18 protein-coding genes are annotated in these 24,165 nt (G+C 73.2%); 11 read left to right on the forward strand and 7 right to left on the reverse strand.

Annotation, left to right across the window (positions count from 1 at the left end):
* The first annotated feature begins 52 nt into the window (after positions 1-52).
* From ACFWV2_RS09220 to ACFWV2_RS09235, 4 genes are all read left to right on the forward strand, one after another.
* Positions 53-1,528, forward strand: a complete 1,476-nt coding sequence (locus ACFWV2_RS09220; RefSeq protein WP_384404085.1) for a hypothetical protein — start codon at positions 53-55, stop codon at positions 1,526-1,528.
* Positions 1,525-2,700, forward strand: a complete 1,176-nt coding sequence (locus ACFWV2_RS09225; protein WP_384404088.1) for a hypothetical protein — start codon at positions 1,525-1,527, stop codon at positions 2,698-2,700. Before ACFWV2_RS09220 ends, ACFWV2_RS09225 begins: the two co-directional genes overlap by 4 nt.
* 138 nt (positions 2,701-2,838) lie before the next feature.
* Positions 2,839-3,870: a glutamine synthetase gene (glnII, locus tag ACFWV2_RS09230; RefSeq protein ID WP_384404091.1), complete on the forward strand. Its 1,032-nt coding sequence runs from the start codon at positions 2,839-2,841 to the stop codon at positions 3,868-3,870.
* A 359-nt stretch (positions 3,871-4,229) separates the two neighbouring features.
* A complete protein-coding gene (locus ACFWV2_RS09235) occupies positions 4,230-4,778 on the forward strand; it encodes a winged helix-turn-helix domain-containing protein (protein WP_384404094.1) in 549 nt (182 codons plus the stop codon).
* Here ACFWV2_RS09235 and ACFWV2_RS09240 read toward each other — a convergent pair whose 3' ends face one another.
* Together ACFWV2_RS09240 and ACFWV2_RS09245 are read right to left on the reverse strand one after the other, a co-directional pair.
* Complete coding sequence (locus ACFWV2_RS09240; RefSeq protein ID WP_384404097.1) at positions 4,779-6,227, reverse strand: PepSY-associated TM helix domain-containing protein; 1,449 nt, start codon at positions 6,225-6,227, stop codon at positions 4,779-4,781.
* Positions 6,228-6,270: 43 nt separating this feature from the next.
* A complete protein-coding gene (locus ACFWV2_RS09245) occupies positions 6,271-7,026 on the reverse strand; it encodes a hypothetical protein (protein ID WP_384404100.1) in 756 nt (251 codons plus the stop codon).
* A gap of 223 nt (positions 7,027-7,249) precedes the next feature.
* Here ACFWV2_RS09245 and ACFWV2_RS09250 point away from each other — a divergent pair, with 223 nt between their 5' ends.
* The 5 genes from ACFWV2_RS09250 (at position 7,250) to ACFWV2_RS09270 (ending at position 13,703) form a co-directional block, all read left to right on the forward strand.
* A complete protein-coding gene (locus ACFWV2_RS09250; protein ID WP_384404102.1) occupies positions 7,250-8,293 on the forward strand; it encodes an NAD-dependent epimerase/dehydratase family protein in 1,044 nt (347 codons plus the stop codon).
* Positions 8,294-8,352: 59 nt separating this feature from the next.
* The gene (locus ACFWV2_RS09255) at positions 8,353-9,147 is read left to right on the forward strand and encodes a tyrosine-protein phosphatase (protein ID WP_384404105.1); all 795 of its coding nucleotides are present in this window, start codon (positions 8,353-8,355) and stop codon (positions 9,145-9,147) included.
* Between the two features lie 79 nt (positions 9,148-9,226).
* Positions 9,227-11,530: a hypothetical protein gene (locus ACFWV2_RS09260; RefSeq protein ID WP_384404108.1), complete on the forward strand. Its 2,304-nt coding sequence runs from the start codon at positions 9,227-9,229 to the stop codon at positions 11,528-11,530.
* A 224-nt stretch (positions 11,531-11,754) separates the two neighbouring features.
* Complete coding sequence (locus tag ACFWV2_RS09265) at positions 11,755-12,639, forward strand: metal-dependent hydrolase (protein ID WP_384404110.1); 885 nt, start codon at positions 11,755-11,757, stop codon at positions 12,637-12,639.
* The gene (locus ACFWV2_RS09270) at positions 12,639-13,703 is read left to right on the forward strand and encodes a PDR/VanB family oxidoreductase (protein ID WP_384404113.1); all 1,065 of its coding nucleotides are present in this window, start codon (positions 12,639-12,641) and stop codon (positions 13,701-13,703) included. Before ACFWV2_RS09265 ends, ACFWV2_RS09270 begins: the two co-directional genes overlap by 1 nt.
* 25 nt (positions 13,704-13,728) lie before the next feature.
* On the opposite strand, the gene ACFWV2_RS09275 is transcribed toward ACFWV2_RS09270, so the two are convergent.
* Positions 13,729-14,139 carry a hypothetical protein gene (locus tag ACFWV2_RS09275; RefSeq protein WP_384404116.1) on the reverse strand — a complete coding sequence of 137 codons (411 nt, stop codon included), beginning with the start codon at positions 14,137-14,139 and terminating at the stop codon, positions 13,729-13,731.
* A gap of 37 nt (positions 14,140-14,176) precedes the next feature.
* Here ACFWV2_RS09275 and ACFWV2_RS09280 point away from each other — a divergent pair, with 37 nt between their 5' ends.
* Positions 14,177-14,890: a TetR/AcrR family transcriptional regulator gene (locus ACFWV2_RS09280; RefSeq protein ID WP_360783460.1), complete on the forward strand. Its 714-nt coding sequence runs from the start codon at positions 14,177-14,179 to the stop codon at positions 14,888-14,890.
* On the opposite strand, the gene ACFWV2_RS09285 is transcribed toward ACFWV2_RS09280, so the two are convergent.
* A complete protein-coding gene (locus tag ACFWV2_RS09285) occupies positions 14,875-15,207 on the reverse strand; it encodes a 5-carboxymethyl-2-hydroxymuconate Delta-isomerase (protein ID WP_384404119.1) in 333 nt (110 codons plus the stop codon). The genes ACFWV2_RS09280 and ACFWV2_RS09285 overlap by 16 nt on opposite strands.
* A gap of 66 nt (positions 15,208-15,273) precedes the next feature.
* Between ACFWV2_RS09285 and ACFWV2_RS09290 the strand changes: the two genes are divergently transcribed.
* Positions 15,274-15,795, forward strand: coding sequence for a GNAT family N-acetyltransferase (locus ACFWV2_RS09290; protein ID WP_384404122.1), 522 nt, complete (start codon positions 15,274-15,276; stop codon positions 15,793-15,795).
* Here the strand turns inward: ACFWV2_RS09290 and pulA are convergent.
* The 3 genes from pulA to ACFWV2_RS09305 all read right to left on the reverse strand — a co-directional run bounded on the left by pulA (position 15,782) and on the right by ACFWV2_RS09305 (position 24,080).
* The gene (pulA, locus tag ACFWV2_RS09295) at positions 15,782-21,073 is read right to left on the reverse strand and encodes a pullulanase-type alpha-1,6-glucosidase (protein WP_384404125.1); all 5,292 of its coding nucleotides are present in this window, start codon (positions 21,071-21,073) and stop codon (positions 15,782-15,784) included. The two genes, ACFWV2_RS09290 and pulA, sit on opposite strands and share 14 nt — an antisense overlap.
* A 70-nt stretch (positions 21,074-21,143) precedes the next feature.
* Positions 21,144-22,862: a carbohydrate-binding module family 20 domain-containing protein gene (locus ACFWV2_RS09300; protein ID WP_384404128.1), complete on the reverse strand. Its 1,719-nt coding sequence runs from the start codon at positions 22,860-22,862 to the stop codon at positions 21,144-21,146.
* A gap of 123 nt (positions 22,863-22,985) precedes the next feature.
* On the reverse strand, positions 22,986-24,080 hold the full coding sequence (locus ACFWV2_RS09305; protein ID WP_384404131.1) for a LacI family DNA-binding transcriptional regulator: 1,095 nt from the start codon (positions 24,078-24,080) through the stop codon (positions 22,986-22,988).
* Between the last annotated feature and the right edge of the window lie 85 nt (positions 24,081-24,165).

The raw sequence follows: 24,165 nt of genomic DNA on the forward strand, positions 1-24,165 counted from the left end.
TAGCGTTTCCGGGCCGGCCGCGGGACTCCGGTGCGACTTCCGGAACCTGCCTATGAAGCAACGTCTTCGCTGTTCGTGCCCTCATTCCCCGGCCGGCGCCCACGAGAGGGGAAGAGCCTTGTCCGAGCTCGTCGCCGCCGAGGACGTGCTCCTCTTCGTCAACGCCGCCGTGACCGCCACCGGCCAGCGCGAGTTCCGCTCCTCCGCGGCCGCGCAGCACTTCTCCCTCCGCTTCGTGCACGAGTACGTACGGGTCAACTACCGGCCCGTGTACGCCGCCGCCCTCGCGCTCGACATCAACCACCACAACGCCGCCCTCATCGTCGAGCAGCTGTTGCGCACCGCCGACGAGGCGGGCGGGCCCGAGGGGAAGCGGGCCGAGGGACGGCTGATCGGCGCGCGCCTCGCGCTGCTCCCGCCGCAGCGGGTCTACCGGCTGTTCCGCGTGCTGCGCACGGCCGGGGTCAACAACCGGCGTACGCGCGCGATCACGCGCGCGTGGATCGCGGCCCGCCCCGACCACGCCCTGGACGCGGTGAAGTACCGGTCCGGTCTGAAGTCCGCCCTGCGGCACGTCCACGGGCGGCTGCCCGATCCCGAGACGGGTGACTTCCTCTTCGCGCCGGGCCGCCGGGTCCGGTACGAGAACACGACGCTCGACGCGTTCCGCCGGGCCCGCTACGAGCAGGGCGCGATCTACGAGCTGCCGTTCACGGTCGCGGAGGGGTTCGCCGCGAAGCACGGCGTGCCGCGCGCGGTGTTCCTGGACCGGATCGCCCCCCGGATGACCCGGCTCGAACAGCTCAGGATGGAACGGGCCGCGGACCTGTCGGTGATGCCGCTGACCCGTCTCGCCCTGTACGTCCTCTCGCTGTCGTCCGGTGAGCGGGTGGCACGGCGGGCCGAGCTGACGGGTGCGCTGCGGGCGGCGGCACGGCGCGCGGCGGGCCCGTACGCCGGGAGCTGGGGGCGGGTCGCGGCCGTGCTCGACGACAGCTTCTCCTCGTCGGGTTCGGCGGTGAAGCGGCGCCGTCCGCTCGCCGTGGCGCTCGGCTCCCACTACCTCCTGGAGGCGTTCGCGGCGCCGGGGGCGTACACCCCGCTGTGGACGTCGGGCGGCAGCGATCCGCTGCTCGTCCGGCCGTACGGGCCGACTCCGCTGGGTCTGCGGATCCTCGACGCCCTGGAGACCGGCCCCGACCGGCTCGTCATCGTGTCGGACGGATGGGACAACGCGCCGCCGGGGCTCGCGGGCGAGGTGCTGCGGGTGTGGCGGACGCGGCTCGATCCGGGGCGGCGGACGAGTGTGGTGCACCTGAACCCCGTATACGACGCGGAGGGCTTCGACGTACGGCGGCTCGCCCCGGGCGTGCCCGCCGCCGGGATCCGGGACGCGGAGGATCTGGCGGCGCTCGTGGAGATCGCCCAGTTCGCCGAGGGGCGGACGGGGTTCGGGGAGTTGCGGGCCTATCTGGACCGGCGGGTGGAGCTGTTCCTGGACGCCGCGCGAGAGGGGGCCGGAGGATGACCCGGATCGATCTGACCGGTCTCGACGTGCGGCCCGCGCAGGTGTGGGGCGGGGTGCGGCTGGTGCCGCTCGTACGGGCCGAGCCGGTGCCGGGGCTCCGGCTGCGCCGGGAGGTCTACGAGGGGTCCGGCGGGTGGGGCGCCGTCGACCTGCCCGACCGCACCACGTACACCTCGTACATCCCGCACGGTCTCGTCGCCGACTGGACGACGGGAGCGGGGACGGGGACGGCCACGGGAGCCGAGTCCGCCGCGTACGGGACCCGGCTGGGCGGCGAGGGGCCGCCCGCCTGCGTGCCGGTGCGGCGGATCCAGCGGCTGGCCAAGCGGCGCCAGGGCGAGCGGCGGCTCCGGTTCCTCCCGCTGCACCTGGCCCTTGAGGGGTATCTCGCGCTGCACTTCGGCGGGCCGTCCGTGGTGTGGGACGACTGGTCGCGCGAGGCGCTGCGGCACGGGCTCACGCCGCGCGCCGAGGCGGCGTACGCGGGGTGGGCGGTGCCCGGACTCGCGGAGGCGCTGCGGGTCTTCGAGCTGCACCCGGGGCAGTGCGGGATGCTCCTGTACGTGGCGGACGCGCTGGCCGCGGCGTTCGTGGTGCCGCATCCGGACGACTACCGGCTGCTGCACCCGACGCTCGTGGAGGACCTGTTCGGGGAGCTGGTGCACCAGTACGCGTACTACGGCGGGCCCGTGCCCGAGTTCACGGCGCGGATCCGGGACGGGGCCGGCGGGATCCGCACCCTCGCCGACCTGCGGGCGGCGGCGCGGGAGCAGGAACGGGCCTGGGCGGCGGCGCACGACGGGCTGATGGCGCGGGACCTCCTGGAGACCTCGTACGCCTTCGAGCGGGTGTACCGGGCGGGGCCGTTCGACCTGTACCGGTTCCTTCCGCCGTTCCGGCGCGGCGGGCGGGAGCAGCACATCGGCGAGCTGATCACCGACCGTAAGGGCCGGGCGGTCTATCTGAAGACGTTCCGGCTCTCGGAGAACCAGATCCGCAAGGGACATCTGCTCCAGCGGCTCGCCTCCTGCGACTGGCACCCGGGGCGGACCGCGGAGGCGCTCGGGACCTCGTACGCCGAGGTGGTGCGGCGGGTGCGGGGCGCCGGGCTCGGCGGGCTCCTGGACGCGCACGGGGTCGCACAGCGCCTGCGGGAAACACAGGATCGCTGAGTAACACGGGGTTCACATTCGGGCAACCGACGGGAAATGCCGTGTTGCGAAGCTGCGACCGGACACCGACACCGCAGCTTCTCGCAGCGCCGCGAGCCGATGCGATTCCCGCAGCAGCACGCCCAAAGGATGAGGCCCGTGACCTTCAAGGCTGAGTACATCTGGATCGACGGCACCGAGCCGACCGCGAAGCTTCGCTCCAAGACGAAGATCATCGTGGGTGACGCGCTCGCGCTCGACGAGCTGCCGATCTGGGGCTTCGACGGTTCCAGCACGAACCAGGCCAAGGGCCACGCCTCGGACCGTGTCCTCAAGCCGGTCTTCTCCTGCCCGGACCCGATCCGCGGCGGCGACGACATCCTGGTGCTGTGCGAGGTCCTCAACACGGACATGACGCCGCACGACTCCAACACGCGCGCCGCGCTGGCCGAGGTCGCCGCCAAGTACGCCGCTCAGGAGCCGATCTTCGGCATCGAGCAGGAGTACACCTTCTTCAAGGGCTCGCGCCCGCTGGGCTTCCCCGAGGCGGGCTTCCCGGCCGCGCAGGGTGGCTACTACTGCGGTGTCGGCGCGGACGAGATCTTCGGCCGTGACGTCGTCGAGGCGCACCTGGAGAACTGCCTCGCGGCGGGTCTGGGCATCTCCGGCATCAACGCCGAGGTCATGCCGGGCCAGTGGGAGTTCCAGGTCGGTCCGCTGGCTCCGCTGGAGGTCTCCGACCAGCTGTGGATCGCCCGTTGGCTGCTGTACCGCACGGCCGAGGACTTCGACATCTCGGCGACGCTGGACCCGAAGCCGGTGAAGGGCGACTGGAACGGCGCGGGCGCGCACACCAACTTCTCCACCAAGGCGATGCGCGAGGGCTACGACGCGATCATCACCGCCGCCGAGTCCCTCGGCGAGGGCTCGAAGCCGCTCGACCACGTCAAGAACTACGGCGCCGGCATCGACGACCGCCTCACCGGCCTGCACGAGACGGCCCCGTGGGACCAGTACTCCTACGGCGTCTCGGACCGCGGCGCCTCGGTCCGCATCCCGTGGCAGGTCGAGCAGGACCGGAAGGGCTACATCGAGGACCGCCGTCCCAACGCGAACGTCGACCCGTACGTGGTGACCCGCCTCCTGGTGGACACCTGCTGCGAGGCCCTGGAGAAGGCCGGCCAGGTCTGATCCGCGCTCCACGTCCGACCGAAGGGGCGTCCACCGTTTCACACGGTGGACGCCCCTTCCGTCATGTGGGAAGGACAACACGGGTTTCCGGCCGCCGGGGACTGCTCACCGGCATTCCCGAGTAGTAGACTAGGGATATGGCCATCACACGGAACGACAGCGCGACGGGTCGTCATGACCTCGAGCCGTTCTGGCCTTCCCGGCAGCATCACGACTTCGACCGGGTGTGTTGCCGCGCGAGGAACGCGTCGGCCCTCTAAAGCCCCGATCGGTACGGTCCGATCCAGCGGCCTTCGGCCGACGCGCACGACGAACGACTCCTGTCCGTCCGTTTCTCCGCGCGAAAGAGCTGATCCCTCATGGCCCACACCCAGAGCGCCTCCCTCACGGCCGTCCGCCCCGGCCGGCACCGACTGCGCGCCGTCGACCCCGACGAGAGCGTCGACTTCGCCCGGGTCGCGGACTTCCTCCCGCCCGGCGCCACCCTGCTGCCCGCTCCCCCGCACACCCTGCCGACGTTGCCGGGACGTCCGCCGATGGTCGGGTACCTGGTCCTCCTGCCGGCCGACCAGCAGCCGCCGCAGCCCGTCGCCGCCCCCGCACCCGTCGCCTCCACCCTGGCGGAACAGGGGCCCGTGGCCATCGACGACGCCCGTCGGATCGCCGTCGTCGACGGGCGGCCGCTCGACCTGACCTATCTGGAGTTCGAGCTCCTCGCCCATCTCGTGGCGAACCCCCACCGGGTGCACACCCGGGACCAGTTGGTCACCACCGTATGGGGGTACGGGCACGTCGGCGACGGGCGAACGGTCGACGTGCACGTGGCCCGGCTGCGCCGCAAGCTGGGTGCCGAGCACCGCCACACGATCCAGACCGTGCGGCGGGTCGGCTACAAGTACACGCCCTGATCAGCTCGTTCGTGACCTCGCCCGCAGCCTGGACACCAGCGCGAGGGCGAGGTCCACCGCCAGGAACAGCAGCAGGCTGAGGCCGAGCAGCGGGACGAACCAGGCCACCAGCGCCGTGCCCGCGGCGAGGGGCAGCAGCAGGGTCGCCGGCACGCGCCGCCACGCCCCGCGCGCCGCCGGGCGGCCCGGGCGGCGCAGCCACCACATGCGGTAGCCCCAGCAGATGAGCAGGATCAGGGAGAGCGCCAGGGCCGCGAGGGCCAACTGGTTGAACAGGCCCAGGAAGACGCCGGTGTGCGCGTCGATGCCTATGCGGGTGAGCTTCGCGAGCAGCGGGTAGTCGGCGAAGGCGAGCCGGTCGAGGACCGCGCCGTCGGCCGGGTCCACGGCGACGGAGTCCAGCTGGAGCGGGAACTGCGTGTCGGTCTCCTTGACCACGTAGCCCTTGCCCTCGGCGGGCAGGACCACCGAGATCCTGGGACTGTCGACGCCGGCGGCGCGGGCCGCCTCAAGTGCCCTGTCGGGGCCGATGTCGGGGCCCTGGGCCGTGGTGTCGCCCCCGGTGTGGGCTCCGCCGTGGCCCTCGTGCTCCGAGGAACCGCCGGCGGCCGCGCCGTCGACGGTCGCGGACAGGGTGGGGGTCGCGCCGCCGAGTCCGTCCTGGACCGCGCCGATGTTCTCGCCCGCGTACCGCGACCAGGTCAGGCCCGTCGCGGACAGCAGGACGAGTCCGGTGACCGCCCACAGGCCGACCGAACCGTGCCAGGACAGGGTGCGACGACGGGAGGCCGGACCGCCCTCGGGGACGAACAGGGCGCGGCGGTTACCGCGGCGCCGGCCGAGCCAGAGCAGCAGGCCGCCGAGCGCGACGACCCACAGCCAGCTCGCGGCCAGTTCGCTGTAGTTGCGGCCGAGGTCGCCGAGGTGCAGATCGCGGTGCAGGCCGTCGATCCAGGTGCGCAGCGGGAGGGCGCCGGAACTGCCGTAGCTGGGCAGCTGTCCGCGTACGTCCCCGGTGTACGGGTCCACGAAGACGGCCAGCGAGGTGTCCTCGGGGACGTCGGGGTCAGCCATCAGGACCCGGGTGGTCGCGCCCGGTTCGGCGCCGGGCCAGACGGCGGTGACGGTGCCGCTCGGGTTGACCTCGCGGGCGATGTTCACCTGCTGGGACAGCGGCAGGGCCGTGTCACCGACGGGGACCTCCAGCTCGTGGGCGTACACCACCCTCTCGGCCTGGAAGGAGAGCGCGTAGAGCAGACCGCTGGCGGCGGCCACGAGGAGGAACGGGGCGAGGAGGACGCCCGCGAAGAAGTGGAGGCGGAGGACGAGGGGGCGCAGGGCGCTCCAGGTTCCGGCCCGGCGAGGAGGGGCGGTGGGGGCCGCGGTCGGGGTGGTCTCCGACGGTGGCGCCTCGGGCGTTTCCGGGCGTACGGGATCGTCGATGGTCATGACTGTCCTAGGACTCGGTGCAGACAGGGGGAGGACCCCCGGGTCAGACGTGTGCTCCGAGGGCCGTGGCGCGGGGTAGGGACAGCCGGGGCGGGCCGCGCCGGGACAGGGCGTGCGCGAGGACGACGGTGTGCGGCCGGTGGGCGGCGCGCCGGGTCCCGCGGACCGGTCGGCGCGGGGCGTCGGGCACGCGGACGCGTGCGGACAGCAGGCGGAGCGGGGTGAAGGCGTACGCGAGGGCGGCTCGGGCCAGCGTGAAGAACGCGGCCTCGCCGCGGGCCAGCCAGAGTCCGCAGAGCAGCGCGGCGAGCAGGTGCACGGCGAGCATGCCGGCGCCGGAAGCGGTGGCGGTGCCGAGGTCGGCGCCCATGCCGGCGCCGGAAGCGGTGGCGGTGCCGAGGTCGGCGCCCATGCCGGCGCCGGAACCGGTGGCGGTACCGAGGTCGACGCCCATGCCGGCACCAGGCCCGGCATCGGTACCGATGCCGATGCCGGTGCCGGTGCCGGGAGCCGGGGCGGAGTGCATGCCCGTGCCCGTGGCCACGTCCGCACGCGCCCCCGTGCCGTGTGTCCCGTGCGTGCCGGTCATGTCGTGCGCGCGCGTCCCCGGCCGGTGGCCCGCGTCACCGACGTGGGATCCCGCCACCGAGAAGATCAGGTGCAGGCCGCCCTGGAGGGCGAACAGCGCGCCCGCGATCGCCGGCGCGCCCCTGCGGCGACCCGCCGCCGTCCAGGCGGCCCCCGCCGTCACGACGAACGCGCCGACCAGCGTGAGCGCCGGGAGCCGATGCGCAGACATGGACGAATGCCCCACGGCCGCCAACACCACGCACACCACCGCGAACAGGGCGGCTCGCAAGGCGCGCACAGGCGACCGGGCATCCGTCATCGCCCGTCATGGTGTCACCCCGTCGCGCGGCTCACGAGCCCCGTGCCGCATCCGATCACGTTCCTCCGCCGGCGGAATCCTCCGGGAGCGGAAAGCCCTGGCCGCGCCCGGTGCCGCCGGAGAGGATCGGATCATGAAGCTACTGATGCTCGGGGGTACGGAGTTCGTCGGCCGCGCGATCGTCGAGGCGGCGCTCGCACGGGGCTGGGAGGTGACCGTCTTCCACCGGGGCCGGCACGCGCCGCCGGAGGGGGTCAGGTCGCTGCGCGGTGACCGGACCACGGGTCCTGACGGTCTCGCCGCCCTCGCCGAGGGTTCCTGGGACGCCGTCGTGGACACCTGGTCGGCCGCACCCTCGGCGGTACGGGACGCGGCCCGGCTGCTCGCGGGAAGGGCCGGGCGGTACGCGTACGTGTCGAGCCGTTCCGTGTACGCCTGGCCGCCCGCCGCCGGACTCGCGGAGGACGGGCCGCTGGTGGAGGGTTCGCCGGACGCCGGGGACGTGCCCTACGCGGAGGCAAAGCGGGGCGGCGAACTCGCCGTCACGGCCGCCTTCGGCGCGGACCGGACACTGCTCGTCCGCGCGGGCCTCATCATCGGCCCGTACGAGAACGTGGGCCGGCTCCCCTGGTGGCTCGGCCGGATCGCGCGCGGCGGCCCGGTCCTCGCCCCCGGGCCCGCCGACCTCCCGATCCAGTACGTCGACGCCCGCGACCTCGCCGAGTGGACGCTCGACGCCGTCGCCGCGGGGCTCTCCGGTCCGTACAACCTCGTCTCACCGCCCGGGCACACGACCATGGGCGAGCTGCTCGACGCCTGCGTACGGGTCACCGGCGCGGACGCCGAGCTCCGCTGGACCGCGCCCGAGGCGCTGCTCGCGGCCGGGGCGGAGCCGTGGTCGGAGCTGCCCGTGTGGCTGCCGCCGGGCGAGATGTACGACGCGATGCACACGGCCGACGTCTCCAGGGCGCTCGCGGCGGGGCTGCGCTGCCGGCCCGCGGCGGAGACGGTCGCCGACACGTGGGCGTGGCTCGCATCGCTCGGCGGGGTCGCGCCGCGCCGCCCGGACCGGCCGGAGGTGGGCCTGTCCGCCGCGCGGGAGGCGGAGGTGCTGGCGAAGCTCACGGCCGACGGCTGGACGGGGAGGAATCGCCCGGACCTGCCCGGACCGGGGTGATCCCTTACCGTCGAAACGAGCGCGCCGCCGAGGAGCGTACGAACCGGAGGAGTCGCCGCATGCCCGCCATCCCCGCCGCCTCCGTCGCCAACCTCCGTGATCTCGGCGGTCTGCCGCTCGGTGGCGGGCGGGCCGTCCGTCCCGGGCTCGTCCTGCGTTCCGCGCAGCTCGACCGGCTCGACCCGGCCGAACCGGCCGTGGCCGCTCTGGGCATCCGTACGGTCGTCGACCTCCGTACGGAGACCGAGCGCGTCGAGCGGCCCGACCGGCTGCCCGCCGGTGCGCGGCGGATCGTCGCGGACGTCCTCGCCGACCACCTGGCCGTCAGCGGGCTGCCGCCCGCGGCCCGGCTCAAGGATCTGCTCACCGACCCGGCGCTCGCCGAGGAGTACCTCGGCGGGGGCAAGGTCCGGGCGGCCTTCGCCCAGACCTACCGGACCTTCGTCGCCGGCGACTCCGGCCGCGCCTCGTACCGCACCCTCCTCACCGAGCTGGGCACGCCGGGCGCCGGGCCGCTGCTCTTCCACTGCACGGCGGGCAAGGACCGGACGGGCTGGGCGGCGGCGGTCGTCCTGTCCCTGCTCGGCGCGGACGAGGAGACCGTGCGGAGCGAGTACCTGTCGGTCAACACGGCGGTCCGGCAGGCGTTCGCGCCGATGATCGAGGGCTTCACGGCCCAGGGCGGCGACCCCGACCTCGCGCTCGACCTGATCGGGGTCCTGCCGGAGTACCTGGAGGCCGGGCTGGACGAAGTGGCGGTCCGGCACGGGACGATGGAGACGTACGTACGGGAGGGCCTGGGCGTTCCGGACGAGGTGACGGACGTGATCCGGGAGCGGCTGACGGGCGGGTGACGGCCCACGCGGTGGGGTGGCCCCCGGGGGACGCCCTGGACCGGGGTGACCATCGGAAGAATCGCTCGTTCTGCTGAACGTGAGCACCCAGGATCTCGTCCCCTCCCCCGTGGGCCCCGTCGACGTCGAACAGGCCGAGGCCGCGCTCGTCGAGCGCTATCCGCGTCTCGTCCGCATCGCGTACCTCGTGCTGCCGCCGTCGCTCGGCCGCAACCGGCGGGTGCTGACCGCGCACGCGCTCGTCCAGCGTTCGCTGCCGCGCCGGCGGGTGCCGGGGCCGGCCGTACCGGAGCAGTGGCTCGCGGAGGACGCGGTCGATCCCGGTTACGCGTACGTGCGGGGGGAGGTGCTGCGGCAGGCGCTCGTCGCCGGGCTGCCGCTGCGGCGCCTCGCGCTGCCGCGCAGGGCGCAGTTTCCGCCGCTGCTCCCGCACGTGTGGGGGCTGCGGCTGTTCCCCCGGGTGGGCGGCGCCGACGAACTCGCCCTGGACCAGCGGCTGTCCCGCCTCTCGGGCCCCGGCCGCGCCGCCTACGTCCTCCGCGGCCTGGAACGCCAGGGCGACCCGGAGGTGCTGCGGGTACTGGCGTCGGCCGGCGTCGAGAACCCCCGGGCGGCACTGGCGGAGGCGGACGCGCTGGAGGAGGGGGACGAGGAGGAGTCCGGGGCGGGGGCGGGGCAGGGGGCTGGTGCGGGGGCGGGCGCGGGGGCCGGGGCTGGTACGGGTGTGGGCATCGGTACGGGTGCCGGGGCCGGGGCTGGTGCGGGGGCCGGTACGGATGCGGGGGCCGGGGGCGGGGCTGGTACGGGTGCGGGGGCCGGGGGCGGGGCTGGTACGGGTGCGGGGGCCGGGGCTGGTGCGGGGGCCGGTACGGATGCGGGCGTCGCTACGGATGCGGGGGCCGTGGTCGGGGGCGGGCGCCGCGCAGCCCCTGCCGGTCCCGGGGCCGGACACCCCGGGGCCGTCGGTGCCACCGGCGAGGCCGGACGTGCAGTCAGGAGCGGGGGCGGCGGGTCCCTTCGGGTCCGGCGGGTCGGTGGGGCCGCTCTGCTCGAGTCCGACGAGTTCGATCCGTGTGCGCTCCAGGCGCGGCCCACCGACCTTCTGCGCCGGCGGCAGCACGCGCGGGCCGCCGGGGTCGCCCTCGCCGCGCTCGTCGTGTGCGGGACGCTGCTCGGGCTGCCCGGGGACGGCTGGGGCAGAAACGGTGCGGCGGCACCCTCGTACGCCCGTAACCCCGCCGCCGAGGCAGCGCTCGACCCCGGCGCGCTCAAGCGGGTCGCCCCGGCCGCCTGGCCCGGTTCGACCCGGCGGGACTTCTCCGTGTGGCCCGCGCGCGGTGCTCTGACCGGCGACAGCGCGCTTCTGCGGCGGGCGCTGGCCGTCTGGGCCAGGCCCGGCGCCTCCGTGCGGTCCTCCGCGACGCCCGGGACCCCCGTGGGCCCGCCGATGGGGCCCCCGCAGCTGCTGTTCGCCGGCGTGGTGGACGGAGCCCGGGTGGTGCTCCTCCACGACGGGCTGCGGGCCGTGCGGTACGCGGAGCCGGCCGGGGGCGCCGCGGGCGCGGCGCTCGACTTCGCGCGGACCGACGGGGCCGACGCCGTCGGTTCGGCCGCGCTCGTCCTCTCCCGCGCGGCCGGCAACGTCCGCTATCTCACCGCTCCCTGGGTGACGGAGACAGCGGTACGGGATCTCCTCGTACCCGCCGAGGAGCCCTGGCCGCTGGCGCGGGACGCGCACGGGACGACCGAGCCCGTCCCGAGTCCCGCCCTGGCGAAGGACTGCACCCGCTGGAACACTCTCCAGGTGCGCGAGGGTTCGGGTGTGCGGCTCCTCACCGACCTGGGCGAGCTGGCCCCCGCCCGGCTCCTGTGGGGACCGCCGGACGCCCCCGTGGACGCCACGGGCCCGGCCGCGCGGGAGGCGTGGGCCCGGACGGCCTGCCGGCTGACGGCGGTACGGGCGCACGGCGTGCGGTCGGTGAACGCCTGGCGGTTCGCCTCGCAGCCGCTCCCCGAGGGCGCGGGACGCGGCACCTGGCTGTGCACCCGCGCGGAGACCTGGCGGGGCACCGGCAGCCGGGTCCTCGCCCAGTTCCTGGTCCCATCGCCGACGGTCCCGGCCGCGCTCGCGGCCAGCTCCGAGGGTTCACCGGCCTGCGGGGTCCGGGACCCCCGGGTGCTGGCGGGCGTGCTGTGGAAGGCGCCGAGCGGCGGGTGGTATGTCCTGGCGGCCGGCAGTCCCGGCTTCACCGCCCTGGAGACCTCGGGCGGGGTGAAGGGCCGCTCGGACGGCCCGGTCCTCGCCGTGAAGGCCGCCGCGGGGGCTCGGGCGGACCTGGACGGGACGCTCCGGGACGGCACCCGGATGAGCGCCCTGAGGTGACCCCGCGCAGGACCATCCGGGTGTCCCTCGCTCATGGTTCCACGCGCATCTCCACTCGCGCCTCCACTCGTGCCTCCACGCACGTCGCCACTCGCGCCTCACGCCCATCTCCACTCGCGCCTCCACGCGTCACCGCGCATGGCCACCGGGCGCCCGACCCGCCCCCGCCAGAAAGCTCCCGCACACACCTGTTCCCGCCGTCTACCCCTCAGTACATTGACGACATGTCTAATACGCAGCCCGCACCGGTGGCGTCGGAGCACGTCGAGCTCACAGCCCGCAAGGTCTCCTTCGACTGGGCGCTGACCCCGCTCCACTGGGTCCCCGGCGATCCCTTCACCACGCACACCATCAACGTGCTGCACCTGCTGCTCCCGGCCGGTGAGCGCTGGTTCGTGCACGTCTACAAGCAGGCGCTGCCGTACATCACCGACGACCGGCTGCGCGCGGACGTCATCGGCTTCATCGGCCAGGAGGCCGTCCACTCCCAGGCCCACGACGACGTCCTCCCCCACCTCCGCGAGCAGGGCCTCGACCCCACCCCCTACACCGCCCAGGTCGACTGGTTCTTCGAGAGGCTCCTCGGCGACCGGACCCTGCCTCCGGGCCGACGCCGGCGCTGGTGGCTGATGGAACGGGTCGCGATGATCGCCGCCATCGAGCACTACACCGCGTTCCTCGGCAACTGGGTCCTGAACGCCGACGCGCTCGACCGGGCCGGCGCCGACCCCACGATGCTGGACCTGCTGCGCTGGCACGGCGCCGAGGAGGTGGAGCACCGCTCCGTCGCCTTCGATCTGTTCATGCACCTCGACGGCGGCTACCGGCGCCGCGCCCGCACCTGGGCGCTCGCCTTCTCCGCCCTCGTCTTCCTCTGGCAGCGGGGCGTCCGCTTCTTCATGGAGAACGACCCGACCCTCCACGACGGCAAGGCCTCCCTCGGACAGTTCGTCCGCAGGGGCCGGCAGGGCGTGCTGCCCTCCACCCCCGCCATGCTGCGCTCCATACCCCGCTACCTCAGCCGCGCCTACCACCCCTCCCAGGAAGGCGACTCCGCGCAGGCCCTGGCCTACCTGGCCTCCTCCCCCGGCGCCGGGGGAGGCCGCTGATGCCCCGGTTCGCCACCGTCGCCCTCGTCGTCGGCGCCGCCCTGCTCGCCCGCCGCGCCGTCCGCGACCGCATGTCCACCGCCCCCCTGTGGCCGATGCCCGCCCTCGACGAGCCCGTGTCCGGACACGGCCGGGGCAGCACCGTCCCCCGCAGGGTCCGGGTGACCCGGCGCGCCACGCCCGCCGAGGGTGTCGTCGAACTACGCCTGGAGGGGGGCGGGTTGCCCGCCTGGCGGCCGGGCGCCCATGTCGACCTCGTCCTGCCCTCCGGCCTCGTGCGGCAGTACTCGCTCTGCGGCGATCCGGCCGACCCCACCTCGTACACCGTGGCCACCCGGCTCATCGAGGAGGAGCGGGGCGGCCGGGGCGGCTCGCGCGAGGTCCACGAGCAGCTGCACGAGGGCGTGGAGATCGAGATCCGGGGCCCCCGCAACCGCTTCCCGCTGGCCGAGGCCCCTGCGTACGTCTTCGTCGCCGGTGGCATCGGCATCACGCCCGTCCTGCCGATGCTGCGCGCGGCCGAGGCGGCCGGGGCGGACTGGCGGCTCGTGTACGGCGGACGGAGCCGCGCCACCCTGCCGTATCTGGCGGAGATCGAGGCGCTGGGCCGCGGCGAGCGGGTGACGGTCGTCGCCGAGGACGAGTCGGGCCACCCCGACCTCGGCTTCCTCGCGCAGACTCCTGCAGAGACCCTCGTCTACTGCTGCGGACCCGACGGTCTGATGGACGCGGTGGCGGCGGCGATGCCGGAGGGCCGGGCGCCGCGCCTCGAGCGCTTCTCGGCCGCGGCGACGACCGGCGGCACGGCCTTCGAGCTCGAACTGCGCCGCTCCGGGCGTACGGTCACGGTGGCGGCCGACCAGTCCGTCCTGGCGGCGGTGCGCGAGGAGGTCCCGGGCCTCGTGTACTCGTGCGGGCAGGGGTTCTGCGGGACCTGCCGGCAGCGGGTCCTGGAGGGCGAGATCGACCACAGGGACGATCTGCTCACCGACGCCGAGCGGGACGGCTCGATGCTGATCTGCGTCTCGCGCTGCTCGGGGAAGCGGCTCGTGCTCGACCTCTAGGCGCCGGCCGGGGGGCGGGTGGACGTCAGGGCAGGATCAGCCAGTCGAAGGCCAGCGCGGCGAGGAGGCCTCCGACCAGGAGCCAGGTGGCGAGCCGCGTACGGCCGTTGCGGGACAGCTCGATCACGATCCCGCAGAGGATCATGGCGAGGCCGTAGACACCGACGACCAGGACCGACGTCCGGCTCGCGAGGCGGACGACGAGCACCACGGCCATCGCCACGAGCAGTACGGAGGCGACGGCGACGCGCAGTCGTCGCGCCTGCTTGGGGGTGAGCCCCGAGGCGGGGGTCTCGTCCTCGTGCGCCTCGCCCTCGTGCGCCTCGTCCTCAGGGATCTCCTCCGCGGGCTTCTCGGGAGTCTCTTCGCGGCTCTGTTCGGCCTCGGGGGTCTCCGGGGCCTCGGTGGCCGTGGTGTCCTGGTCGGAAGCGCTCATGGAGCAGCAGCGTAACGGACCCCGTTAGGCTGTTCGTATGACGACCGGGGTGCGCCGCAGGATGGGCGTCGAGGAGCGCAAGCAGCAGTTGATCGGGGTCGCCCTCGAACTCTTCAGCCATCGCTCTCCCGACGAGGTCTCCATCGACGAGATCGCCGCCGCCGCCGGGATCTCGCGGCCGCTGGTCTACCACTACTTCCCCGGCAAGCAGAGCCTCTACGAGGCGGCGCTGCGGCGGGCCGCCGACGAGTTGGCGGCGCGGTTCGTGGAGCCGCCGCAGGGGCCCCTCGGGGCGCGGCTGCTGCGGGTGATGGGCCGGTTCTTCGACTTCGTGGACGAGCACGGGCCGGGCTTCGCGGCGCTGATGCGGGGCGGGCCCGCGGTGGGTTCCTCCACGACGAACGCGATGATCGACGAGGTGCGGCAGGCCGCGTACGAGCAGATCGTGGCCCATCTGGAGGTCGAGAGGCCGTCGGCCCGGCTCGAACTGGTCGTCCGTTCCTGGGTGTCGCTCGCCGAGTCGACGGCGCTGCTCTGGCTGGACGGGCGCCGGGTGCCGCGCGCGGAGCTGGAGTTGCAGCTGGTGCACGATTTCGCGGCGCTGGCCGCGGTGAGCGCCGCGTACGACGAGGAGGTGGCGGAGACCCTGGTCCGGATCCTGGCGGACGAGCCGGCGGACGGTCCGTTCGGGGAACTGGTGGCCAGGCTCTCCGCGTTCGTTCTCCGGGTGCCGGATCAGCGCTTGCGGTAGGACGGTTCGAGGTCGCGGACCTCGACGGAGAGGCGTACGCCGTCCGCCGCCCTGAGGTGGGCGGGCAGCAGGTCGAGCACGCCTTCCGAGAGCCGGCCCTTGAGCTCGTCGGTGCGGCCGGGCAGCAGGGCGATCTCGACGTGCACGATGACGTCGTCGCTCGTCCCGTCGCCGGTGACGAGTTCCTCGATCTCGCGGAAGCGGGTCTTGCAGGCGTCGAGCGTCGTGTCGACCGTCTTGACGACGAACGGGTGCAGGGCGCGTGCGAAGCCGCGCCGGTCGAGGGGCGCGGAGTAGTCGACGGTGATCTGCGGCATGAGGGTCACTCCCGGCCAGAGGGATACGGCTGTCGGATGTCTGGCCACACCTTTACGGTGATCGGTATGACGGCACAAGTGACCTTCCGGCAGGCGGACACGAGCGATGTGGACCTGCTGGTGGGGATGTACGACGGGGCGGCGCGCTGGATGGCGCGGAACGGCATCGACCAGTGGAAGCCCGGCGGGAAGAGCGCGGAGCACTTCGGGGAGCGGGTCGCCGCGGGTGAGGTGTGGCTCGCGACGGACGGCGGCGGCCCGGCCGTCGGGGCGTACGAGCTGTGGTGGGAGGACGAGGAGGCGTGGGGTCCGCAGCCGCCGGTGGCCGGTTACGTGCACCGTCTGATGACGGTCCGGGGGGCGGCTCCCGCCGGGACCGGGCGGGTGTTGCTGGCGCACGCGGAGGGGCGGATCGCGGCCGGTGGGCGGGCCGTGGCCCGGCTGGACTGCCTGTCGGACAACCCGCGGCTCCGTACGTACTACGAGGCCGCGGGCTACCGCGCCGTCGGCGAGGAGCCGGGAAAGCTCGCCGCCGACGGCACGCGCTACGGGGTCACGCTGCTGGAGCGCGTGATCACCCGGCCTTGAACACCGCCACCGTCCGCGACGGGACCGTGAAGGTGCCCGAAGCGGCTTCGTAGGAGGCGGACTTGACCACCGTGTCGGAGCCGGCGGCCTGGACCGGGTGGAGGCGGTAGCCCATGCCCGCCAGGTCGGTGATCTTCTGCGAGGTGCCGTTCGGGGTCGCGTTGAGGACGACGACCAGGTCACCGAGGCGCATGGTGATCACGCCGGGGGTCTCGTCGCGGCCGGAGAGCGGGAAGGACAGCGCGGACTGCACCTGCCCGGTGGTGGCGAGCGAGAACACCGGCTCGGTGGTGCGGATCTTCTGGAGGTCGCGGTAGGCGGCGGAGGTGCCGTCGATCTCCGCGCAGCCGACCGTCAGGGCCGGGTTGACGAGCAGCGGCTTGCCGTAGCCCCACTTGGGCTTGTTGTCGGCGGCCGGCGGGAGGCCGATGCCGAAGCCGTTGCCGTCACGGCAGTCCCAGTGGATGGCGTTGAACCAGTCGCCGCTGTCGTACGAGTTGCGGTCCAGGGACTTGGAGCGCAGCAGGTCGGAGCCCGCCTGGGAGAGCGCCGGGCCCTGGGAGAGGGTTGCCGTCGCCATGGCGAGGACCTGCATGCGGGCCCGGTCGGCGGGGGTGGTGCCCGCCGGGAGCTTGAAGGCGAGCGCGTCGTACAGGGTCTCGTTGTCATGGGCGTCGGCGTAGGCCAGGGCGTCGCCGGGGGCGGCGGCGTATCCGGCGGGGGCGCCGTTGTAGTCGACCTCGGAACCCTTGACCGTACGGCCGGAGGTGTCGGTGAAGGTGTAGGCGGCGAGGTTACCGGTGAGGCCGACCTTGATCAGGTCCTGGTAGTGGAGGAGCCGGGCCTTCTGCTGCTCCGGGGTGCCGTTGGCGGTGGAGGTGTTGGGGTCGGTGAACAGGCCGGAGGCGAAGCCCTGGACGCCGGGGTCCTCGTCGAAGGGGCCGCCGCCGCGGACGGCGTCGCGGGCCCGGTCGGAGAAGGTGGCGATGTCGGTGCCGGCCATGTTCTTCTGGGTGGCCTGGACGAAGCGGGAGTCGTCGGCGATCTCCCCGAAGTTCCAGCCTTCGCCGTAGAGGACGATCGCCTTCCCGTCGACGCCGTCCTTCTCGACGGTCAGGGCGTCGAGGGCCGCGCGGACGGCGAGGATGTTCTCCTTCGGGTGGTGGCCCATGAGGTCGAAGCGGAAGCCGTCGACCTTGTACTCGCGCGCCCAGGTGACGACGGAGTCGACGACGAGCTTGCCCATCATGGCGTTCTCGGGCGCGGTGTTGGCGCAGCAGGTGGAGGTGGCGACGGAGCCGTCGGCCTGGAGGCGCTGGTAGTAGCCGGGCACGATCCGGTCGAGGACGGACTTGTCGGACTGTCCGGCGGCGACGGTGTGGTTGTAGACGACGTCCATGACCGTGCGCAGGCCCTGTCCGTTGAGGGCCTGGACCATCTGCCGGAACTCGACCGTGCGGCGGGTGCCGTCGGGGTCGGTGGCGTAGGAGCCCTCGGGGACGGTGTAGTGCAGCGGGTCGTAGCCCCAGTTGTAGGCGTCCTTGGCCGCGGCGGCGGCGACGCAGGCCTGCTGCTCCTCGGAGTCGGGGGCGTGGACCGCGAGGTCGCAGGCGGGGGTGGTCTGTGCGGACTTCTTCTCGGGGATGGTGCCGATGTCGAAGGCCGGGAGGAGGTGGACGTAGGAGGTGCCGGAGTCGGCGAGGGCCTTGAGGTGCTTGGAGCCCTCGCTGTTCCTGTCGGTGAAGGCGAGGAAGGTGCCCTTGTGGGCGGCCTCGGCCGTCGGGTCCGCGATCGAGAAGTCGCGGACGTGCAGCTCCTGGATCTGGGCGTCCCGCAGCGGGACGGGGGCCGGCTTCTTCAGTGACGTCCAGCCCTCGGGCGCGAGCCGGGTGTCGGTGAGGTCGACGGCGAGGCTGCGGGCGGAGTCGGTGGTGAGGGCGGTGGAGTAGGGGTCGGTGACCTTGTTGGTGACGATCTGCTGGACGGTGGGCGCCCAGACCTTCACGACGTAGCGGTAGGGCTTGCCCGTCCAGGACTTCGGGCCGGTGACGGACCAGACGCCGGAGCTGTCGTCGCGCCGCATGGGGACGGCCTTGCCGTCGAGTTCGAGGGCGACGGACTGGGCGGTGGGGGCCCACACCGAGAGGGTGGGGCGGCCGCCGCGGAAGACGGGTCCGAGGGCGGCGCCGGTCGCCTTCCCGGCGTACAGGTCGTCGAGCACGCCCGCGGTCTGCACGCCGGTGGCGGCGAGCAGCGCCCCGTTGGCGGCACGTTGGGTGGCGATGAGCTGGCCGCGCAGGGAGTCACGGACGCGGTCGGCGTCGCGCGGGTCGACGGCGAAGGCCGGGTACTCCTTGAGGTGCGGGAACGCGGTCTTCTGGGCGTCGGTGAGGGCGGTCCGGTCGAGCCGGAGCCACTGGCCCTCGGTGTTCAGGGCGCCGTCGGTGACGGTGATCCCGCCGTCCTTCGCGTACACGAGCTGCTGGCTGGTGGCGTCGGTCGCCTTGACCTTCCAGACGACGGTGTTCCGGTCGATCCACTGGGCCTCGGCCTTGCCGAGGTCGAGGTTCGGGGCGCCGCCGACGGTGGGGAGCAGGTACTTCTGCTGTCCGGAGAGCGTCCAGATCTCGTGGCCGTGGGTGGCGAGGTCGAGGGACTGGTCGGTGGGCAGGTCCTTCTCGTCGCCCTTGTGGAGGATGTACGAGAGGGAGGTCGCGCCCTCGGTGAGCGGCACCTCGTAGACGGCGCCGTACGCGTCGGTGCGGACGGGCATGAGCGGCTTGGACCAGTCGGTGGGCTGGGCGGCGCCGGTCCAGGTGTGGAGGCCCCAGCCGTCGTAGTTCCCGTCGGGGCGCTGGTAGTGGATGACGGCCTTGGTCTTGTCCTGCTGTCCGGGGGCCGGGTTCGTGTCGGACTGTCCTTCGGCGCCCTGCGTGATCCAGACCTCGCCGGTGCGGCCGAGGGTGATGCTCCGCTGGGGGCCGTCGGCGGTGCCGTCCTTCTCGACGGTGTACGTGACGGTGGAGGCGCCCTCGGGGACCTTGACCCAGGCGAAGGCACCGTGGGCGTCGCGGCCGGTGAACGCGGCTTCCTGCCCTGCCGCCTTCAGGGTCCAGCCGTCGTAGTTCCCGTCCCCACGCCGGTAGTGGACGATCGCGTGGGTGCGCTCGACGGCGACGGGCCTCTCGGGCGCCGGGGCCTGGCCCGCCGTGCCGGCGGCGGTGGCGCTCGCGGTGCGCCCGGCGCTGTCGACGACGACGGCCTTGTAGCGCAGGGCGGTGCCGGCGGGGGCGGTGACGTGCTGGGTGACCTTGTAGGGGGCGTGGTCGGCGGTGCCGAGGGTCTGCCAGCGGCCGTTGCCGGTCTGGGCGGCGAAGACGACCCGGTTGAGGCCGCCGCCGGTGACGTCGGCGGTGAGTTCGACGGTGCCGGTGGCTCCGGCTGCGGGGGCCTTCAGGGACACGGCGGGCTTCGCGGCCGGGGCCGGGAGGGGCTTGTCGGCCTTGAGGACCAGGGAGGACAGGGCCGGGACGGTGACGGTCACCTTGCCGTCCTTCGCGGCGACGGCGCCCTGCCCGCCGTACAGGAAGCGGAGGTTCGCGGAGTCGACGGGGACGGTGACGGTCCTGGCGGTGGTGGCGCTGTTGGAGGCGACGAGGTACTCGGTCCGCCGGGCCGCGTCCGTACGGGAGAAGGCGTAGACGGAGCCCTCGGCGTACCGTTCCTGCTGGACGCCGTCGCGGAGGGCCGGGTGTGCCTTCGTGAGACGGGACAGCTGGGCCACCGAGCTGTACACCGGGTGCGTGGTGTCGTAGGCGTCGGTGGCGTGGGTGCGGTCGGTGCCGAGCTGGTCGTCGTCGAGGTAGTCGGCGGACCGGGCGGCGAAGAGGGGCTGGCGGGCGTCCTTGTCGCCGCCGGCGCCGGTGAAGCCCTGCTCGTCGCCGGAGTAGATCACCGGGTTGCCCCGGGAGAGGAACATCAGCTCGTTGGCGAGGCGGGCCCGCCGGACGAGTTCGGCGTCGGACGCGGTCGGGTTGTCCTGCTTGAGGAAGGTGCCGATGCGGCCCATGTCGTGGTTGCCGAGGAACGTGACCTGCTCGTAGGCGTTGGCCTTGTCGGTGGTGTAGCGGTAGTCCTCGGCGAAGACCTTGGCGAGGCGGTCGGCTCCGGCGCCCTGGGAGGCGAAGGCGCGGGCCGCGTCCTGGAAGGGGAAGTCGAGGGTGGAGTCGAGCCGGCCCCTGGTCACGTAGGGGGCGGTGACGGTCGGGTCGGCGGAGTACACCTCGCCGAACATGAAGAAGTCCTCGCGGCCCCGCTTCTGGGCGTAGGCGTCGAGGGCGGTGGCCCACTGGGTCCAGAAGTCCAGGTCGACGTGTTTGACGGTGTCGATGCGGAAGCCGTCGATCTTGAAGTCGCGGACCCACTTCTCGTAGATCCGCTTCATGCCCTCGACGACCTCGGGGCGCTCGGTCCACAGGTCGTCGAGGCCGACGAAGTCGCCGTACTCGGCGGACTCTCCGGCCCAGGTGGAGTCGCCCCGGTTGTGGTACATCGTGGGGTCGTTGAGCCAGGACGGGACCTTGGTGTTCGCCTTCTCGACGGGGGTGTACGGGAAGGAGTCCGCGTCCACCTTCCCGATCTTCGTCCGGTCGTCGAAGGGGCGGCCCGAGGCGTCGAGGTAGGGGTGGGAGCCCTTGGGGCGGTAGCCGTACTTCTGCTCGGCGTAGTCGACCGTGTCGGCGGTGTGGTTGGTGATGACGTCGAAGAAGACCTTCATGCCCTTGGCGTGGGCGGCGGCGATCAGCCTCTCCAGGTCCTCGTTGGTCCCGAAGTGCGGGTCGACCTGGGTGAAGTCGGTGATCCAGTAGCCGTGGTAGCCGGCCGACGCGTCCTTGCCGGTGCCCTGCACGGGCCGGTTCCTGAAGATCGGCGCCATCCAGATGGCGGTGGTGCCGAGGCCCTTGATGTAGTCGAGCCGCTGGGTCAGGCCCTTGAGGTCGCCGCCCTGGTAGAAGCCCTTGTCGGTGGGGTCGAAGCCGGTCTGGGTACGGCTGCCGGTGAGGCCGCCCCGGTCGTTGGAGGTGTCGCCGTTGGCGAAGCGGTCGGGCAGGACGAAGTAGAACTGCTCGCGGGTGAGGTCATGGCGGGCGGGCTCGGCCGCGAGCGCCCGGTCGGACGGCGGGGCGGGGGGCCGGGGCGCGGCGGCCGCGGGGACGGCGGGCGCGAGGGCGGCGCACAGGGCGGCGGCGAGCGCGACCGCCGTTCTCTTGCGTGTCACGGGGATGCTCCCTGGAGGGACGGGAAGAGGGGGCCGCCCCGGACGGGGCGGCCCTGCGGAGGGAGGGGACTCAGCTGCGGAAGGTGTCGTTCAGGACGGTCCGGCCGGAGGCGGGGACGGTCGCGGTGCGGTTGGCGCCGGACTCCCAGGTGACGTTTCCGGCGGCGTCCTTGCGGAGGTACTTGTACTCGAAGGCCGTTCCGGCGGGGAGGCCGAGGGTGAGCTTCCAGACGGGGTACGTGGCCGGGTCGAGCTTCAGGGCGGCGGCCGGGGACCAGTTGCCGAGTTCGGCGCGGTTGCCGGTGACGTAGATGTTCTGGCCGACCGTGGTGGTGGCGGTGACCTCGAACGAGGCCCCCGCGGTGGCGGGCGGGGTCGTCGTCGGCGGCGCGGTCGGGGTGGTGCCGCCGCAGCCGGTGGCGTTGACGTGCAGGGCCAGCGCGGTGTCGGCGCGGAGGGTGGCCGTGAACTGGCCGGACGAGTTCACCGTCACGGGCGTGTTCGACTGGACGTCGCAGTAGCCGCCGGCGGGCAGCGAGGTCTGGAAGGTGCGGGTGAGCGCCCAGGGCTCGTGGTTGATCGCCACGTACGCCTTGGAGCCGCGGCCGAACGCGATGGCGTTGTTGCCGTTGTCCCACCACTGGGTGACGGCCTGGCCGCGCGCGGTGTTGCGGAAGGCGACCATGGACGAGATCTCGCGCCAGGCGTGCTGGCACTTCCAGCCGTCGGTGTAGCAGGCGTCGACCTGGCCGCCGTTGGGCGGGCCCGCGTCCTTGTCGGTCCACTCGTAGCCGGAGTGGACGTCCGGGGAGCCGTAGGGCCAGGCGAGCGCGAAGACGGAGGCGAGGGTGTAGTTCGCGCCGTCCTTGTAGGAGAGGGTGTCTCCGCCGCGCTCGGTGTCGTGGTTGTCCACGAAGACGTTGGACTGGCCGGAGGGCATGTGGCCCCAGGCCTCGCCGAAGTTCTTCAGGTAGGCGAGCTTCTCGTTCTGCAGGACACGCTTGAGGTCGCGGGCGTAGCGGAACTCCTGGACGTCTCCGCTGCCGAGGTACTCGCTCGGGGAGACGGCCTCGCCGGCGCCGTGGATGGCCTCCAGCTTCCAGTACACGCCGGGCTTGGTGAGCCGGGACTTGATGTTCGCGAGGTCGGCGGCCGGCATGTGCTTGGCGGCGTCGATGCGGAAGCCGTCGACGCCGAGCGAGAGGAGGTCGTTGAGGTAGCCGGCTATGCGGCCGCGGACGTACTCCTCGCCGGTGTCGAGGTCGGGGAGCTGGACCAGTTCGCAGTTCTGGACGTTGCCGCGGTCCTGGTAGTTGGTGATCGTGGACCGGCAGTCGTCCATGTCGGAGCCGGAGTAGAGGCCCGGGTAGTCGTACTTGGAGAACGGGGTCCCGCCCGTTCCCGTGCCGGAGCCGTTCGCCATGTGGTTGATGACGGAGTCGGCGACGACCTTGACGCCGGCCGCGTGGCAGGTGTCGATCATCCTCTTGAAGGCGGTGCGGTCGCCGAGACGTCCGGCGATCTTGTAACTGACCGGCTGGTACGAGGTCCACCACTGGCCGCCCCGCACGTGTTCCTGGGGCGGGGAGACCTGGACGTATCCGTATCCGGCGGGGCCGAGGCGGTCGGTGCACTCACGGCCGACCGAGGCGAAGTTCCATTCGAACATCACCGCGGTGACGTCCTTCTCGCCGGGCGGGGCGGCCTGCGCCGGGGCGTTTCCCGTGACGGCCACAGCGGCGGCTCCCGCCACGAGGGCGAGTGCAGCGGCCACGGTTCTCCTGGCCATGCTTCCTCCTGTACGACGTCGATGTCGCAAGAAGTTGCCGAAAACTTCAGCAACTGTTTTCAGCCGTGACCGTACGAGTGCCCCGGCGCCCGGTCAACCCTCCGGACACCCCGACGCAACTTGTTACGAAAGGACTTGCGGTTCGCGGTGAGCGCCCGCGGGAGGCTGCGCCGTGGAGCCGCGCACCACCAGCTCCGGCTGGAAGACGAACTCCGTGCGCTGCACGGGATTGCCCTCGATCTCCTCCAGGAGCGCGCCGACCGCCGCCGTCGCCATGGCCTGTACGGGCTGGCGCACGGTGGAGAGCGGCGGGCTGGTGAAGGCGATCAGCGGCGAGTCGTCGAAGCCGACGACGGAGACGTCCCCGGGCACGTCGAGGCCGCGGGCGCGGACGGCACGGATCACGCCGAGCGCCATCAGGTCGGAGCCGCAGACGATGCCCGTACAGCCCTCGCGGAGCAGGATGTCGGCGGCGGCGTGGCCGCCCTCGACGCCGAACAGCGTGGGCCTGATGAACCGTTCCGCGTCGGCCCGTTCGACGCCGAGGAGCTCGTACAGCTCGGCCGTGAAGCCCTCGGCCTTGCGGCGCGAGGGGACGTAGCGGGTGGGGCCGATGGCCAGCCCGATCCGCTCGTGGCCCAGCTCGACCAGGTGCCGCACGGCCATGCGGGCCGCGGCCCGGTCGTCCGGGGAGACGAAGTTGGCGTCGATGTGCTCGTTGTAGCCGTTGATGAGGACGTATGGCACGCCCCGGGCGGACAGCCGGGCGTAGCGGGCCGGGTCGGCGGAGGCGTCCGCGTGCAGCCCGGAGAGGAAGACGATGCCGGCCACCCCGCGCTCCACGAGCTGCTCGACGAGTTCGTCCTCGGTGGCGCCGCCGGGCATCTGGGTGCAGAGCACCGGGGTGTAGCCGTGCCCGGCGAGGACCTGCTCGACGACCTGGGCGAACGCCGGGAAGATCGGATTGGTCAGCTCGGGCACGACGAGCCCGACGAGGCCCGCGCTGCGGCGTTTGAGGCGTACGGGACGCTCGTACCCGAGGACGTCGAGCGCCGCGAGCACCCTGTGCCGGGTCGCCCCGGCCACGCCCGCCTTGCCGTTGAGGACCCGGCTGACGGTGGCCTCGCTGACACCGGACTGGGCGGCGATGTCCGCGAGCCGCGGGGGGGCGGGGCCCCGGCCCCCCCGGGGGGGGTGAGTGACACCCCCCCCCCCCACGGGGGGGGGGGGCGAAAACCACAGTGTGTGTGTTTTTTTTTTATAATTACCAGAAACAACCCCCCGGGGTAGGGTGTGAGTACGG

It is taken from the genome of Streptomyces sp. NPDC058671, from assembly GCF_042716475.1.
GTDB lineage: Bacteria > Actinomycetota > Actinomycetes > Streptomycetales > Streptomycetaceae > Streptomyces.